This window comes from Pseudomonas sp. DTU_2021_1001937_2_SI_NGA_ILE_001, from assembly GCF_032463525.1.
Classification (GTDB): Bacteria; Pseudomonadota; Gammaproteobacteria; order Pseudomonadales; family Pseudomonadaceae; genus Aquipseudomonas.
Window position 1 is genome coordinate 4,329,410 of the sequence record NZ_CP135971.1, and the last position, 15,853, is coordinate 4,345,262.

Here is a 15,853-nt window from a genome sequence, read left to right on the forward strand (position 1 = left end):
CGCGCTGTGTCCTACAGCACCGATGTACCGACTGTACCAGCATTGGCCAAGGGTCGCAGCTGATCTGGCACAACGCCATGATTCTGGGAGTTTAAGAGGCCGTGGGCCGGAAATGGTTCCGGCCCTTGCGCAAATCAGCCTTACGCCTTGTGCCCCAGGGCCTGGCCCATGCGCACGGCGGACCCGGCGGTCAGACCTTCGGCCCAGCGAACCTGGTCGGGGCCGAACAGCACGATGGCGGTGGAACCCAGTTTGAAACGGCCCATTTCGGCGCCTTTTTCCAGCTCGATGGGCGCACGGGCGGCTTCATCGTAGCGGAAGGTCTTGAGCTGGCGCTTCGGTGGCGTGACCAGGCCGGCCCACACCGTCTCGACCGAGGCGACGATCATCGCGCCGACCAGCACCAGGGCCATCGGGCCGCGCTCGGTATCGAACAGGCAGACCACCCGCTCGTTGCGGGCGAACAGCTCCGGAACGTTTTCCGCCGTAGTCTGGTTGACCGAGAAGATTCGTCCTGGCACGTAGACCATTTCCCGCAGCGTGCCGCCCAGCGGCATGTGCACGCGGTGGTAATCCTTGGGTGACAGGTAGACGGTGGCGAACTGACCGCCCATGAACGGCGCCGACAGCTGTGGGTCGCCGCCCAGCAGCTCCAGCACGCTGAAGCTGTGGCCCTTGGCCTGGAAGATGCGGCCCTGCTCGATCGGGCCGAGCTGGCTGATCGCGCCGTCGGCCGGGCACAGGATCGCGCCGGGCGTGTCGTCCAGAGGACGGGCATCAGGCTTGAGGGCGCGGGTGAAGAAGGCGTTGAAGTGCTCGTAGGCGGTCAGGTCCTCGACCTGGGCCTGCGACATGTCGACCTGGTAGCGACGCGCGAACCAGGCGGTGAAGGCGTTCTTGAACCAGCGCACCCGGCACTCGGCGACGCAGCCGGCCAGCCGTGACAGCAGGTGATGGGGCAGCAGGTACTGACTCAGGATAAACAGACGCTCTTTCATGGATCTTCCTAGGCTTTGTACGGAAAACCGGCCGAGGGCCGGCTGAAGCGAAAACGTGGGCTGGCGCGCAGTCTATATGAAAGCGCGCACCGATGAGCCTTTCAGTCCCGTCGATGGGGCGGTATCAGGATTCGACCGGGGTGTCGGGGTGGTTGCCCCATTCGCTCCAGGAGCCGGCGTAGGCCTTGACCCGCGGATACCCCAGGGCCTTGGCGGCCAGGTAGGTGAAGCCCGAGCGGCGATGGGTCTGGCAGTGGGTGATGATTTCCTTGTCCGGGGTGATGCCCCGCGCCTTCAGGCATTCGCCCAGGTCCTGGCGGATGCGCAGCTGCTGCGCCTTGTCCATGCCGTCGGTCCATTCGAAATGGATGGCGCCGGGAATGTGCCCGCCCTTGGCCGCCAAGACCTTCTGCCCGTGGTATTCGTCCGCGCCACGGGCATCCCACACCGCCAGGTCGTCGGCGCCCAGGCGGCTTTGCAGGTATTCACGGGTGGCGGTGGGTTCGTCGTGCAGGGTCAGGCTCACGGGGGCGCTGTGCGCTGCGGGAGTTTCCCGGGACAGCGGCAGGCCGGCGGCCTCCCAGGCCAGCAGCCCGCCATTGAGGTAGTGGTAGCGGCTGTGGCCGATGACATCCAGCAGCCAGATGAAGCGTCCGGCCCAGCCGCCGCCTTCGTCGTCATAGACCACGTATACCGCGTCGCTGCGGTGGCCGAGTTCGCCGAACAGGCGTTCAAGATCGGTGAGCGCCGGGGCCAGGCCCGGTGCCGGAGGCTGGCCCAGCTGGGTGCGCTTGGGTTCGATGAAGTGTGCGCCGGGAATATGACCGGCCTCGAAGCGTGCGGGGTTGGTCAGGTCCACCAGGATCAACTCCGGGGCATCGAGACGTGCGTGCAGGTCGCTGGGTTCGATGACCAGCGGCAAGTCGGTGAACACGGACATTTCAGCCTTCCTCATGAACGAAAGGCGAAGATTGTAGCCCAGCCCCGTCGGGAAAACTGCTGCGCAGCGACAGGACGCTGCGCGCCGCTCATTCGCCGGCGGGCTTGCCGGCGCTCTTCTGGCGGGTGAAGTTGGTCAGCGCCCGCTCAATGCACTGCACGGTCTTGCCGAACGCCTGCACGGTCACTTCCGACATGGGGTTGCCGCCCTGGTCGGCGATCGCCAGGATCAACACCTTGCCGTTGCAGCTCAGGGAGCGGATCAGGCTGTGGTGGCCCTTGAACAGGGTCTTGAGGATCGGCGGCAATAAGGCGGAAAACTGCGCATGGTTGGCGGGCGTCAGGCGCAACTGGGTGGGTTGCGCCAGCAGCCTTTCCAGTACCTTGCTCTGGCTGATCGGAAATTGCAGCGCGGCGTTTTCCTTGCCCAGCCCGGCCATCTGATGCACCCGCAGGGTGCCGGTGTTCTTGTCGGGCATCAGCAGCATCAGGCGTTGCATGCCCACGGCGACCATCGCGTCCCGTGCGGTGCTGAGCAGGCCCATGGCGTTATTGAAGGGGCTCGGCTCGACCAGCAGCTCGGCGCACAGTGTGCGCCAGCGTTGCAGGTCTTCGGTCGACGGTGCTGCGGCCGGTTCATGCCCGCTGGGGATGCGCCGGAACGACCAGGGCCACAACAAGGCTTCGGCCGGATGCCATAGGCCGGGGGCGGCATGCTGGCGCGCGCTGCTGGCGGCATTCTGGTGGGCCTGCTGCTGCACATCGTCCAGTGACTGCTGCAGGTACAGGCTGCTGAGCAGTTGCCAGCGCAGGCAGTGCGGGCTGTTCCAGGCCTGTTGCGCCGCCAGGGCAAGGCCATTGCCCATCAGCACCGTATTGGCTGGCTGGTTGAACCAGCGTTGCAGGTCCGGGTTGGCGTCAAGGTCACGCTGCTGTTGCAGCGGGTCGTGGTTCTCCCGGGCAATGCGCAGGGCCTTGACCCATTCGCGGCGTTCTTCGATCAGCACCGTGTAGCCGCGGGTCACCCACATCGGCAGGCGCCAGGCGTGCGCCAGGGCCAGGCACAGGTCGAGCAGCTTGACGCCGAACAGTTCCTGTTCGACGGTGCGACTCGACTCGCCCTGATGGATCACGCGTAGCTCCCACTCCTCGAGAAGCTTGGGATGGGCCAGGGCCATCGGCCACAGAGGGGCCAGGAACAACAGGCTGCCCAGGTGGATGTCCTGCCAGAGGCGCGCCAGGCGACTGGCGAACAGGCCGTTGGCCTGTTGCGTGGCGTGCTGGCTGATCAGGATCAGTTGCCGGTAGGCCTGGGGAATCTCTTGCAGCGGCTTGGCTGGCAGGCGGTTGAGCAGCATCTCGGTCTTGCTCAGGCCCAGGCGGTTGAGCGCGACCTCAAGGCTTTCCGCCGGCTCGGTGATGCCGTGGGTGTGCTGGTTGGCTTCGCGCAGCACGCTCAGCACCAGGGCCGGGCTCTCGTGCATCATGTCGGCGATGTCGCGCAGCGAGCGGCGGCTGTCGTTGAGTGCGGCGCGCACATGGGTGTGGTTGATCTGCGGCACCGGCAGCGCCAGGTCATCCAGCTGCTTGACCCAGGCGTCCAGTGTCCGGGGTCTAGGTAACGTCGTGTGGCTTGCAGAAGGCATACGGAAGACCTTTGTATTGAGCGCGTGCAGCCCTGGTTTGTACGTATCAGGTTTTGTACGAAAAGTGCCTGCGCTCGGCCATGCTGCGTTAAAAACAGCTCGGAATGCTCATTTACTCCAGTAAACTCCGCTTCCTCGCCTGCTTTTGCCTTGCCTGACCTTCGCTCGCCGACTTTTCGTATAAAACCTAAGAGCTCAGTGCGTAGTGTATTGTTACACCCCGTTTCGAAAGCGAAACAGGTTTTTCATTCGATCAGGCCTATAGTCTGGCTCACCGAGGCCGATAAGAAGAACAGCAGCGCCCTGATCCGCCGCACCTGTCCCTGAACCCGACTCAACAAGTATTTTTTACCTATGGCTAAAATCATCGGCATCATTGTCGTTTTCGCGAGTGTTCTCGGCGGATACGTGCTATCCCACGGTCATCTGGCGGCCCTGTTTCAGCCGTTCGAAATCGTCATCATCGGCGGTGCCGCCCTGGGGGCCTTCATTCAGGCCAACCCTGGCTATATGACCATGCACGTGTTCAAGAAGTCGCTGAAGATGTTCAGTTCGCGCTTCACGCACGCCTATTACCTCGAGGTGCTGGGCCTGGTCTATGAAATTCTCAACAAGAGCCGCCGCGAAGGCATGATGGCCATCGAAGGGGATATCGAAGAGCCCGCCTCCAGCCCGATCTTCGCCAAGTACCCCGGTGTGCTCAAGGACGACCGCATGACCGCGTACATCTGCGATTACCTGCGCATCATGTCGTCCGGCAACATGGCGCCCCACGAGCTCGAAGGCCTGTTCGACATGGAACTGCTGAGCATGAAGGAAGAGCTGGAGCATCCTTCCCATGCCGTGACCGGCATCGCCGACGGTATGCCCGGTTTCGGTATCGTCGCGGCGGTACTGGGTATCGTGATCACCATGGCCATGCTCGGGGACGGCGACAAGGCCGCGATCGGTCAGCACGTGGCGGCGGCACTGGTGGGTACCTTCTTCGGTATCATCGCGGCCTACGGTTTCTTCGGTCCTCTGGCGCAGTGCCTGGCCCACGACGCCAAGGAAGAGATGAACGTCTACGAGTCGATCAAGGCTGCCCTGGTGGCCTCGGCTTCCGGCATGCCGCCTTCGCTGGCCGTCGAGTTCGGCCGCAAGGTTCTGTACCCCGCTCACCGACCCAGCTTCAGCGAGCTGGAGCAAGCAGTACGCGGTCGCTAAGCCATGGAAAATAACCAGCCGATTATCGTCAAGCGCGTAAAGCGCTTCGGCGGCGGACACCACGGTGGCGCCTGGAAGATCGCCTTCGCCGACTTTGCCACGGCGATGATGGCGTTCTTCCTGGTGCTCTGGCTGCTGTCGTCCGCGACGCCCGAGCAACTGGTGGCCATTGCCGGTTACTTCAAGGACCCGGTCGGCTTCAGCGACAGTGGCTCGCCTTATGTCATCGACCTTGGCGGCTCGCCGGAGATGTCGCCGAACCAGACCCTCAACCCCGAGGTAAAAAGCACCCCCAGCCCGGACACCGTGCCGATCGAATCCGACACCGCCGAGGCCAAGGCCGAGCAGGTGGAGCAGGAACGTCTGGAAATGCTGCTGCAGGAGCTGCAGACCAAGATCGAGCAAAGTCCTGAGCTGCAGAAGTTCAAGGACCAGATTCTGCTGGAGATCACTCCGGACGGCCTACGGATCCAGATCGTCGACGCCGACAACCGGCCGATGTTCGACTCGGGCAGCGCACGCTTGAAGCCGTACTTCGAGGACATCCTGCTGACCTTGGCCGACACCATCAAGCAGGTGCCGAACAAGATCAGTGTCAGCGGCCATACCGATGCCAAGCCTTACGTGGGTAATGGCGAGTTCGGTAACTGGGAGCTGTCGGCCAACCGTGCCAACGCCGCGCGCCGTGCCTTGATCGCCGGCACTTACCCGGAAGGGCAGGTGGCTCGGGTGGTGGGTTTCGCGTCTTCGGCGCTGTTCGACCGCGACCACCCGCTGAACCCGATCAACCGTCGCATCGATATCGTCGTGCTGACCAAGAAGGCTCAGCAGCGCATCGAAGGTGGCCAGGGCAGCGCAGAGCCTGCCAAACCCGCTCCCGCCACGCCTGCGGCGCCCGGTGCGGCGGCTCCCGCAGCCCCGGCGGCAGCGCAGCCGGGCGCCGCGCAATCGAACGTGGTGCAGCCACGCGAGTTGCGCGAGCGAGTCAATATCTTCGATCAGGGTCCGCTCAAGCCGCCGGGTTCCGCTCAGTAATCGCCCGGTCGCCGCATGACAAAGGCCGCACCCTTCACCGGTGCGGCCTTTGCATTTTCAGTATTCGTCTTGCGGCAGGCTGGCCAGGATCGAGCGATAGCTGTGCATGCGCTGTGGGTGGATGCGGCCCTCTTCAAGGGCCTTGAGCAGCGCACAGCCCGGCTCGCGGTCGTGCTTGCAGTCGCGGAAGCGGCAGGTGCCGAGCAGGTCCCTGAACTCGATGAAACCGGCCTCGACGTCGTCGCGGCTGACGTGAACCAGGCCGAATTCGCGGATGCCCGGTGAGTCGATCAGGTCGCCCCCGCCGGGGAAGTGGAACAGCCGCGCCGTGGTGGTGGTGTGCGTGCCTTGCCCGGAAAACTCCGACAGCGGCCCTACGCGGGTGCCCACCTCGGGCAGCAGGCTGTTGACCAGCGACGACTTGCCGACCCCGGACTGGCCGACAAATACGCTGACCTGGCCATCCAGGCGCTGTTGCAACTGCTGCATGCCGTCGCCCTGGTGGGCCGAGACCTCCAGCACCGGGTAACCCAGGCCGCGATACACCGAGAGCAGATCTTCAAGGCCCGGACCGTTGCGTTCGTCGATCAGGTCGGCCTTGTTGAGCAGCAGCAGGGGGTGAATGCCGGCATGCTCGGCCGCCACCAGGTAGCGGTCGATGAGGTTGGCATGCGGCTCGGGCATGGGCGCGAAGACGATGACGATCAGGTCGACGTTGGCCGCCACCGGCTTGAGCAGCCCGCGTGAGTCCGGGCGGCACAGCTCGGTGCTGCGTGGCAGTTGCGCGACGATGACGCCGGTGCCCTGGTTGCCGGCCCGCCATACCACCTTGTCGCCGGTGACCAGCGCTGGCAGGTTGGCCCGCAGGTAGCAGCGGTAGGTCTGGCCGCGGTGCTCGCCGTCCTGGGCTTCGACCTCGACCTGTACGCCGAAGTGAGCGATCACCAGGCCGAACTCTTCCGGGCCCAGGTCGCCGCCTTCGAGAATCTCCAGGGCCTGGGATTCGCGTTTGGCGGCGCGCGCGGCACGCTCGCCCTGGATCTTTTCGATGCGCCAGTTCTGGCGGCGATTGAGTTGGCGTTTGGCCATGGGATTCCCGGTGAATAAGCTCGAACGCGCGATACTAGCATGCCGGGGCTGGGCTAAACTGCGCGCCTGTGCTGAGGAGCCGATATATGCAAAGCAAGAGCAACCTGATCTGGATCGACCTGGAAATGACCGGCCTGGATCCAGACAACGACGTCATCATCGAGATGGCCACCATCATCACCGACAGCGAACTCAACACCCTGGCCGAGGGGCCGGTGATCGCCGTGCACCAGAGCGACGAAATCCTCGCCGGCATGGACGAATGGAACACCCGTCAGCATGGCGGTTCCGGGCTGACCCAGCGGGTGCGCGAGAGCACCATCGACATGGCGCAGGCCGAGGCCATGACCCTGGCGTTCATCCGCCAGTGGGTGCCGGAGCGCAGCTCGCCGATCTGCGGCAACAGCATCTGCCAGGACCGCCGTTTCCTGTACCGGCACATGCCGACCCTGGAGAACTACTTCCACTACCGCAACCTGGACGTCTCCACGCTCAAGGAGCTGGCGGCACGCTGGGCGCCGGAACTGAAGTTCAAGAAGGGCAGCACCCACCTGGCGCTGGACGACATCCGTGAATCCATCGCCGAGCTGCGTTTCTACCGCCAGCACTTCATCAAGTGACAGCACCGGGCCGGCGCGCTGAATACTTTTGCCTGCACCCTTTCAGTGCGCCGGCCGGCTGGATAGACTGCGCGCCTTTGTCGCTGGGGAGCGCGCCATGTTGTTGATGCTGTATTTGATGGCGATCACCGCCGAAGCCATGACCGGTGCGCTGTCTGCGGGCCGCCGCGGCATGGACTGGTTCGGCGTGGTACTGATCGCCTGCGTGACCGCCCTGGGCGGTGGCTCGGTGCGCGACGTGCTGCTCGGGCACTACCCCCTGACCTGGGTCAAGCACCCTGAATACCTGGTGCTGACCAGCGTTGCGGCGCTGGTGACCATCTTCATCGCGCCGCTGATGCGCCACTTGCGTTCGCTGTTCCTGGTGCTCGATGCCCTCGGGCTGGTGGCCTTTACCCTGATTGGCTGCATGACCGCCCTGGAGGCCGGCCACGGCATGCTGGTCGCTTCGGTGTGCGGCGTGATTACCGGGGTCTTCGGCGGCATCCTGCGCGACATCTTCTGCAACGACATCCCGCTGATCTTCCGCCGTGAGCTGTACGCCAGCGTGTCGTTCCTGGCAGCCTGGTGCTTCCTGTTGTGCCTGCACCTGAGCGTTGCCCAGGATCAGGCGATCCTCATCACCCTGTTCGGTGGGCTGCTGATGCGCCTGCTGGCGATTCGCTTCAAGTGGGAAATGCCCAAGTTCGTCTACAAGGACGACCACTGACCGCAGCCCTGGCCCCTGCGAGTCGAGGTGCCGTCAGAAGGCTTGGGCCTTCTGGGCGTGCTGCCTGATGGCCCATTCGACATGTTCGCGAACCAGTTCCGAAGGATGCTCGCGACGTGCTTCCAGGGCCTGCAGCACCGGGATGGTCGACGGGGCGTTGCCCAGCCCCACGGCCAGGTTGCGTAGCCAGCGCTCGTAGCCGGCGCGGCGCAGGGGCGAGCCTTCGGTGCTGCTGAGAAAGCGCTCTTCATCCCACATGAACAGCTCGGCCAGCCCGGCGTTGTCCAGGTTGTGGCGCGGCTGAAAATCCGCCTGCGCGGTGGGTTTGGCGAAGCGGTTCCACGGGCAGACGATCTGGCAGTCGTCGCAGCCGAATACCCGATTGCCGATCAAGGGTCGCAGATCCTCGGGGATGGCGGTCTTCAGCTCGATGGTGAGGTAAGAGATGCAGCGCCGTGCATCCAGCACGTAGGGGCCGGCGAAGGCGGCAGTGGGGCAGATGTCCAGGCAGGCCGTGCAGCGCCCGCAATGTTCGCTGGCATGGGGCGGGTCGACCGGCAGCGGCAGGTCGACGAACAGTTCGCCGAGAAAGAAGAAACTGCCGGCCTGACGGTTGAGCACCAGGGTGTTCTTGCCGATCCAGCCCAGCCCGGCCTGTTCGGCGATGGCCTTTTCCAGTACCGGGGCGCTGTCGACGAAGGCCCGGAAGCCGAACGGGCCGATGACCTGCTGGATGCGCTCGGCCAGCTGCTGCAGGCGTTTGCGCACCAGCTTGTGGTAATCGCGGCCCAGGGCGTAGCGCGAAACGTAGGCTTTTTCCGGTTCGGCCAGGCGCTGGTTCATCTCGCTGTCGCCGGGCAGGTAGTCCATGCGCAGCGATACCACGCGCAGGGTGCCGGGCACCAGTTGCTCTGGGTGGGAACGTTTGCTGCCGTGCGCGGCCATATAGTCCATCTCGCCGTGGTAGCCCGCTTCCAGCCAGCGTTGCAGGTGCGCTTCATGCTCCTTGAGGTCCAGGCCACTGATACCGACCTGCTGGAAGCCCAGTTCGCGGCCCCAGGTCTTGATCGACAAGGCGAGTTCGACGAGCTGGTCGTCGGTCAGGTGTGCGGTGCTAGAGGACATGCGAGAGGGAGAAACCGGGGCCAAGATGCGTATAATTCTGCCAGATATCGGAGCCCATAGACGCATGTCAGACACTCAGACCCCTTTGCCCGACGTACTGTACGCTGCCGCCCAGGTCCGCGACCTGGATGCGCGGCTGATCGCCGCCGGCACGCCGGGCGCCGAGCTGATGCAGCGCGCCGCCCACGCCACCTGGCGCGCGCTGCGGCGGCGCTGGCCGGATGCCGGGGTGCTGAGCGTACTGGTCGGGCATGGCAACAACGCCGGAGACGGTTACCTGATTGCCACCCTTGCGCTGCGCGCCGGCTGGCGTGTGCGTGTGCATGCCGTCGGCGACCCGACAGCCCTGCGCGACGATGCCGCCGCCGCACATGCGCAGGCCGTGAGCGCCGGCGTCGAGATTCACGACGGGTGCCCGCAGGGCCTGGAAGGCGTGGTGCTCGATGCGTTGCTGGGTACCGGACTCAATGGCGAGGTGCGCGAACCCTATCGTTCGGCCATCGAAACCATCAATGCGGCCGGGCGCCCCGTGGTTGCCGTGGACATTCCTTCCGGGCTGTGTGCCGACACAGGCCGGGTCCTGGGTGCTGCGGTACGCGCCGACCTCACGGTGACCTTCATCGGCCTGAAGCTGGGGCTGTTCACTGCCGAAGCGCCCGATCATGTCGGCCAGCTGGTGTTCGACGACCTGCAGGCCGAGCCGTCGCTGGTGGCCCAGGCTCCATCGGCTGCCACGCGTCTCGACACCTTCAATTTGCCCACCCTCGCACCGCGTCCGCGGACTGCCCACAAGGGGCAGTACGGGCGGGTGCTGGTGGTCGGTGGCGACCATGGCTTTGGCGGTGCCGCCCTGCTCAGTGCGCAAAGTGCCCTGCGCAGCGGTGCCGGCATGCTGACCCTGGCGACCCGCCCTGAACACGTGGCGGCTGCGCTGGTGCGCATGCCTGAGGTCATGAGCGCCGGGGTCAGTTCTGCCAACCAGTTGATGGGGCTGGTCGAGGCGGCCAGCGTGCTGGTTGCCGGTCCCGGGCTGGGGCAGGGCAGTTGGGGGCGTAGCCTGCTTTCGGCGCTGGCCTGCGCCGACAAGCGGCAGGTGTGGGACGCCGATGCGCTCAACCTTCTTGCCGCCGGTGAAGTGCAGGTGCCCAAGGGAGCGGTCATTACCCCGCACCCCGGCGAGGCCGCGCGCCTGCTGGGCGTCGACACCCGGAAGGTCCAGCAGGATCGTCCGGCGGCCGCGCGCCAGCTGGCCGAGCGCTACGGCGTGACCTGTGTGCTCAAGGGCAGCGGTAGCCTGATCGCCGCGCCCGATGGGCGCCTGGCGCTGTGCGACCGTGGGCACCCGGCCATGGCCAGTGCCGGTCTGGGCGACGTGCTGGCCGGGGTGATCGGCGCCCTGCTGGCCCAGCACCTGGAACCCTTCGAAGCGGCCTGCCTGGGTGTGTGGCTGCACGCCCGTGCCGGCGAACTGGCAGGCCAGCAGGGCCGGGGCTTGCTGGCCAGCGATTTGATCGATGAAATACGCCGCCTGTTGGAGGAGCTGCAACCTTGTCTGAAATAACCCTGCAAGTAGACGGCGAAGAGGCGATGGTCGCCTTGGGCGCACGCCTGGCGCAGCTCTGCGCGGCGCAAGGCGTGATCTTTCTCGAAGGCGACCTGGGCGCGGGCAAGACCACCTTGTCCCGCGGGCTGATCCGCGGCCTGGGCCATGAAGGTGCGGTCAAGAGCCCGACCTTCACGCTGGTGGAGCCCTACGAGATCGGTGAACGACGGGCTTTCCATTTCGACCTGTATCGTCTGGTCGACCCGGAAGAGCTGGAATACATGGGCATTCGCGATTATTTCGACGGCCAGGCGCTGTGCCTGATCGAGTGGCCTGATCGCGGCGCAGGCTTTTTGCCAAAGCCCGACCTGACCATTACCATTACGCACCATGATCGCGGCCGTGCCGTGACCCTGAAGCCGCAAGGCTCGCGTGGCGAAAGCTGGTGTGCCGCTCTCGCCCTTGAATCCAAGTAGATACTAATCATAGATGGGGATGAATATGCGCATGCGCGCGCCGCTGGCGGTGCTTGGTTTGCTGTTGATGGCCATGGCTGTCGATGTGTGGGCGGCGACGACCCAGGTGCGCAGCGTCCGCCTCTGGCGCGCGCCTGACAACACGCGCCTGGTGTTCGACCTGAGCGGTCCGGTTCAGCACAGTGTGTTCACCCTGACTTCGCCCGATCGCCTGGTCATCGACATCAATGGCGCGACCCTGGCCAGCCCGTTGAATGTCGCCACGGCCAACACGCCGATCACCAGCGTTCGTTCGGCGCAGCGCACGCCCACCGATCTGCGCGTGGTGGTCGACCTGAAGAAGGCCGTTACCCCCAAGAGCTTTACCCTGGCGCCCAACCAGCAGTACGGCAACCGCCTGGTGGTCGACCTGTTCGATAACCCGGCCGATGCCAACCCGCCGCCCAGCCTGCCGGAAACCTCGGTGGCCACGGCGCCGTCGGTGCCGATCAGCCCGTCCAAGCCCGACGTGAAGCTCACGCCCGTGCCGAGCGGCAAGCGTGACATCGTGGTCGTGGTCGATGCCGGGCATGGCGGCGAGGACCCTGGCGCCTCGGGCGGGCGTGGGCAGCAGGAGAAGAACGTGGTGCTGTCCATCGCCAAGGAGCTGCAGCGGCAGATCAACGCCGAGCGCGGCTACCGGGCCGAGCTGACCCGTACCGGCGACTACTTCATCCCGCTGCGCAAACGCACCGAGATCGCCCGCGCCAAGGGCGCCGACCTGTTCGTGTCCATCCACGCCGACGCCGCGCCGTCTACCGCCGCCTTCGGGGCTTCGGTGTTCGCGCTCTCCGACCGTGGCGCGACCTCCGAGACCGCACGCTGGCTGGCCGACAGCGAGAACCGTTCCGACCTGATCGGTGGTGCCGGGGCGGTGAGCCTCGACGACAAGGACCGCATGCTGGCCGGCGTACTGCTCGACCTGTCGATGACCGCGTCACTGTCGTCGAGCCTGAACGTCGGGCAGAAGGTGCTGAGCAACATCGGCCGCGTCACCCCGCTGCACAAGTCGCGGGTCGAGCAGGCCGGCTTCATGGTGCTGAAGTCGCCGGACATCCCTTCGATCCTGGTCGAGACGGGGTTCATCTCCAATGCCAATGAAGCCAACAAGCTGACCACCAGCTCGCACCAACAGGCGCTGGCGCGCTCCATCACGGCCGGGGTCAAGCAGTTCTTCCAGCAGAACCCGCCGCAGGGCACCTACATCGCCTGGCTGCGTGACAACGGCAAGCTGGCCCAGGGCCCACGCACGCACACGGTACGCTCCGGCGAAACCCTGGCGATGCTCGCGGCCCGTTACGACATGAGCGTGGCGACGCTGCGCAGCGCGAACGCGCTGAAGTCCGATGAACTGCGTGTCGGCCAGGACCTGCGTATCCCCAGTGCCGAGGTGGCAACCCAAGAATGACTGACCTGCTAGCCGACGACGTAACTGCCGGGGCAGCCGGCGACGCCCCGGCCGCTTCGCGTATCCACCTGCTGAGCCCGCGCCTGGCCAACCAGATCGCCGCCGGCGAAGTGGTCGAGCGCCCGGCCTCGGTGGCCAAGGAGCTGCTGGAAAACAGCCTGGACTCCGGAGCCCGGCGCATCGACGTGGAAGTCGAGCAGGGCGGCGTCAAGCTGCTCAAGGTGCGTGACGATGGCCGCGGCATCGCTGCCGACGACCTGCCGCTGGCCCTGGCCCGCCACGCGACCAGCAAGATCCGTGAACTCGAAGACCTGGAAAGCGTGATGAGCCTGGGGTTTCGCGGCGAGGCCCTGGCGTCGATCAGCTCGGTGTCACGCCTGACCCTGACCTCGCGTACCCGTGATGCCGATCAGGCCTGGCAGGTCGAGACCGAGGGCCGTGACATGAACTCGCGCGTGCAGCCGTCGGCACATCCGGTGGGCACTACCGTCGAAGTCCGTGACCTGTTCTTCAATACCCCGGCGCGGCGCAAGTTCCTCAAGGCCGAGAAGACCGAATTCGATCACCTGCACGAAGTCATCAAGCGCATGGCCCTGGCGCGTTTCGACGTGGCCTTTCACCTGCGTCACAACGGCAAGAGCGTGCTGAGCCTGCATGAAGCCCGGGATGACACCGCCAAGGCGCGCCGGGTCGGCGCGATCTGTGGGCCGGGCTTCCTGGAGCAGGCGCTGCCCATCGATATCGAGCGCAACGGCCTGCGGCTGTGGGGCTGGGTCGGTTTGCCGACGTTCTCGCGCAGCCAGGCCGACCTGCAGTACTTCTTCGTCAATGGCCGTGCGGTACGCGACAAACTGGTGGCCCACGCGGTGCGCCAGGCCTATCGCGACGTGCTGTTCAACGGTCGCCACCCGACCTTCGTGCTGTTCCTTGAAGTCGACCCGGCCGCGGTGGATGTCAACGTGCATCCGACCAAGCACGAAGTGCGCTTCCGTGACGGCCGCATGGTCCACGACTTCCTCTATGGCACTCTGCATCGGTCACTGGGCGACGTACGCCCGCAGGACCAGTTGCCGGAAGCCGACATGCAGCCACCGGCGCCGCGGCCCAGCGGGATCGCCGCTGGCGAGTTCGGCCCGCAGGGCGAAATGACCCTGGCCGCCCATGTGCTGGAGCGCCCGCAAGGCCCTGGCTATGCCGCCCCAACGGGCACGGCTTCTTCCAGCGGTGCAGGCGGCTACTCCTACGGTTTCACGCCGCGCCCAGCGTCCGGCCTGCCCACCGCCGAGACCCAGAGTGTCTACCGCGACTTCTATGCGCCGTTGCCAGGCGCCACGGCGTCGACCCAGCCAGCGGCGCTGCCGGAGTCGAGCAACGATATTCCACCGCTCGGCTATGCCCTGGCACAGCTCAAGGGTATCTACATCCTCGCCGAAAACGCCCATGGCCTGGTGCTGGTCGACATGCATGCCGCCCATGAGCGGATCATGTACGAGCGGCTCAAGGTGGCCATGGCCCATGAGGGGCTGAGCGGCCAGCCGTTGCTGGTGCCCGAGTCGCTGGCGGTGAGCCAGCGTGAGGCGGACTGCGCCGAGGAGCACTTCGAGACGTTCCGCCAGCTGGGCTTCGAGCTGCAGCGCCTGGGCCCCGAGACCCTGGCGATCCGGCAGATCCCGGCGCTGCTCAAGCAGGCCGAGGCCAATCGCCTGGTCAGTGACGTGCTCGGTGACCTGATGGAGTTCGGCACCAGCGACCGGGTGCAGGCGCACATGAACGAGCTGCTCGGCACCATGGCCTGTCACGGCGCGGTGCGTGCCAACCGCCGCCTGGCGATCCCGGAAATGAACGCCCTGCTGCGCGACATGGAAAACACCGAGCGCAGCGGTCAATGCAACCATGGCCGGCCTACCTGGACCCAGATGGGCCTGGATGACCTGGACAAACTCTTTCTGCGCGGTCGCTGAATGAACGCCTTACCTCCTGCCATCTTCCTGATGGGGCCGACCGCCGCCGGCAAGACCGACCTGGCCATCGAACTGACCCGCGTGCTGCCCTGCGAACTCATCAGTGTCGACTCGGCGCTGGTTTACCGTGGCATGGACATCGGTACCGCCAAGCCTTCGCACGAGCAACTGGCCCAGTTTCCGCACCGCCTGATCGACATTCTCGACCCGGCACAGAGCTATTCGGCAGCCGATTTCCGTCGCGATGCATTGCAGGCGATGGCCGAGATCAGTGCGCGCGGCAACATTCCTTTGCTGGTCGGCGGCACTATGTTGTATTTCAAGGCTCTATTGGATGGACTGGCCGACATGCCGTCTGCCGATGCCCAGGTCCGCGCCCGTCTCGAAGCTCAGGCCCGGACCCACGGCTGGCAGGCATTGCATGACCGGCTGGCCGAGGTGGACCCGGTGTCGGCGGCACGCATTCATCCCAATGACCCGCAGCGGCTGGTTCGTGCGCTGGAAGTGTTCGAAGTCAGTGGAATGAGCATGACCGCACACCGGGAGCAACAAATTGCGCGAAGTGCCGAAGGATCAGCGTCGGGACAGGGGCAATTGCCCTATACTGTCGCCAATCTTGCGATAGCACCGGCTGATCGCAAGGTACTGCATGACCGCATTGCATTACGTTTTGTGCAAATGCTGGAACAGGGGTTTCTGGACGAAGTACTGGCATTGCGCTCCAGGACGGATCTGCATGCGGATCTGCCCTCCATGAGAGCCGTCGGTTATCGCCAGGTCTGGGATCACCTGGATGGAAAGCTGACACGGGAAGAAATGCGGGAGAGGGGCATCATTGCCACGCGCCAACTGGCCAAACGGCAATTCACCTGGCTGCGCAGCTGGAAGAATCTGCATTGGCTTGACAGCCTGGCTCGCGACAATCTGCCACGCGCCTTGAAATACCTGGGATCGGTCTCCATATTGAGCTGAGCCTCTGCAATTGCCGTTCATCCTTGGGGGGTGGCGGCCTGAGCCAATCGAATTCGATTTTTTTATTTATTGATCCTTAAAGGAGTG

Annotated in this window: 14 protein-coding genes; 9 read left to right on the forward strand and 5 right to left on the reverse strand. The window is 65.1% G+C overall.

The window, feature by feature from the left end:
- Positions 1-140: 140 nt before the first annotated feature.
- The 3 genes from asd to RRX38_RS18755 all read right to left on the reverse strand — a co-directional run bounded on the left by asd (position 141) and on the right by RRX38_RS18755 (position 3,583).
- Complete coding sequence (gene asd / locus RRX38_RS18745) at positions 141-998, reverse strand: archaetidylserine decarboxylase (protein ID WP_295469823.1); 858 nt, start codon at positions 996-998, stop codon at positions 141-143.
- Positions 999-1,122: 124 nt separating this feature from the next.
- The gene (locus RRX38_RS18750; protein ID WP_315960235.1) at positions 1,123-1,938 is read right to left on the reverse strand and encodes a rhodanese-like domain-containing protein; all 816 of its coding nucleotides are present in this window, start codon (positions 1,936-1,938) and stop codon (positions 1,123-1,125) included.
- An 88-nt stretch (positions 1,939-2,026) separates the two neighbouring features.
- Positions 2,027-3,583: an HDOD domain-containing protein gene (locus tag RRX38_RS18755; RefSeq protein WP_315960236.1), complete on the reverse strand. Its 1,557-nt coding sequence runs from the start codon at positions 3,581-3,583 to the stop codon at positions 2,027-2,029.
- Positions 3,584-3,937: 354 nt separating this feature from the next.
- Between RRX38_RS18755 and motA the strand changes: the two genes are divergently transcribed.
- Positions 3,938-4,789: a flagellar motor stator protein MotA gene (gene motA, locus RRX38_RS18760; protein WP_295469830.1), complete on the forward strand. Its 852-nt coding sequence runs from the start codon at positions 3,938-3,940 to the stop codon at positions 4,787-4,789.
- A 3-nt stretch (positions 4,790-4,792) separates the two neighbouring features.
- Positions 4,793-5,824, forward strand: coding sequence for a flagellar motor protein MotB (motB, locus tag RRX38_RS18765; protein ID WP_295469832.1), 1,032 nt, complete (start codon positions 4,793-4,795; stop codon positions 5,822-5,824).
- Between the two features lie 57 nt (positions 5,825-5,881).
- Here the strand turns inward: motB and rsgA are convergent, their stop codons facing one another.
- Positions 5,882-6,913 carry a small ribosomal subunit biogenesis GTPase RsgA gene (gene rsgA, locus RRX38_RS18770; protein WP_295469835.1) on the reverse strand — a complete coding sequence of 344 codons (1,032 nt, stop codon included), beginning with the start codon at positions 6,911-6,913 and terminating at the stop codon, positions 5,882-5,884.
- An 86-nt stretch (positions 6,914-6,999) separates the two neighbouring features.
- Between rsgA and orn the strand changes: the two genes are divergently transcribed.
- Positions 7,000-7,533 carry an oligoribonuclease gene (gene orn, locus RRX38_RS18775; RefSeq protein ID WP_295469838.1) on the forward strand — a complete coding sequence of 178 codons (534 nt, stop codon included), beginning with the start codon at positions 7,000-7,002 and terminating at the stop codon, positions 7,531-7,533.
- 97 nt (positions 7,534-7,630) lie between these two features.
- Positions 7,631-8,242: a trimeric intracellular cation channel family protein gene (locus tag RRX38_RS18780; RefSeq protein WP_295469841.1), complete on the forward strand. Its 612-nt coding sequence runs from the start codon at positions 7,631-7,633 to the stop codon at positions 8,240-8,242.
- A 33-nt stretch (positions 8,243-8,275) separates the two neighbouring features.
- On the opposite strand, the gene queG is transcribed toward RRX38_RS18780, so the two are convergent.
- Entirely contained in the window at positions 8,276-9,367 is a 1,092-nt protein-coding gene (queG, locus tag RRX38_RS18785) for a tRNA epoxyqueuosine(34) reductase QueG (RefSeq protein WP_315960237.1), read from the reverse strand.
- Between the two features lie 64 nt (positions 9,368-9,431).
- Between queG and RRX38_RS18790 the strand changes: the two genes are divergently transcribed.
- The 5 genes from RRX38_RS18790 to miaA are packed head-to-tail and all read left to right on the forward strand — an operon-like array spanning position 9,432 to position 15,766.
- On the forward strand, positions 9,432-10,928 hold the full coding sequence (locus RRX38_RS18790) for an NAD(P)H-hydrate dehydratase (protein WP_315960238.1): 1,497 nt from the start codon (positions 9,432-9,434) through the stop codon (positions 10,926-10,928).
- Positions 10,916-11,386: a tRNA (adenosine(37)-N6)-threonylcarbamoyltransferase complex ATPase subunit type 1 TsaE gene (gene tsaE / locus RRX38_RS18795; RefSeq protein WP_295469848.1), complete on the forward strand. Its 471-nt coding sequence runs from the start codon at positions 10,916-10,918 to the stop codon at positions 11,384-11,386. The genes RRX38_RS18790 and tsaE overlap by 13 nt, the downstream gene beginning before the upstream one ends.
- Before the next feature lie 25 nt (positions 11,387-11,411).
- Positions 11,412-12,833, forward strand: coding sequence for an N-acetylmuramoyl-L-alanine amidase (locus RRX38_RS18800; protein ID WP_315962706.1), 1,422 nt, complete (start codon positions 11,412-11,414; stop codon positions 12,831-12,833).
- Entirely contained in the window at positions 12,830-14,794 is a 1,965-nt protein-coding gene (gene mutL, locus RRX38_RS18805; RefSeq protein WP_315960239.1) for a DNA mismatch repair endonuclease MutL, read from the forward strand. Before RRX38_RS18800 ends, mutL begins: the two co-directional genes overlap by 4 nt.
- Positions 14,795-15,766 carry a tRNA (adenosine(37)-N6)-dimethylallyltransferase MiaA gene (miaA, locus tag RRX38_RS18810; RefSeq protein ID WP_315960240.1) on the forward strand — a complete coding sequence of 324 codons (972 nt, stop codon included), beginning with the start codon at positions 14,795-14,797 and terminating at the stop codon, positions 15,764-15,766.
- The last annotated feature ends 87 nt before the right edge of the window (positions 15,767-15,853 follow it).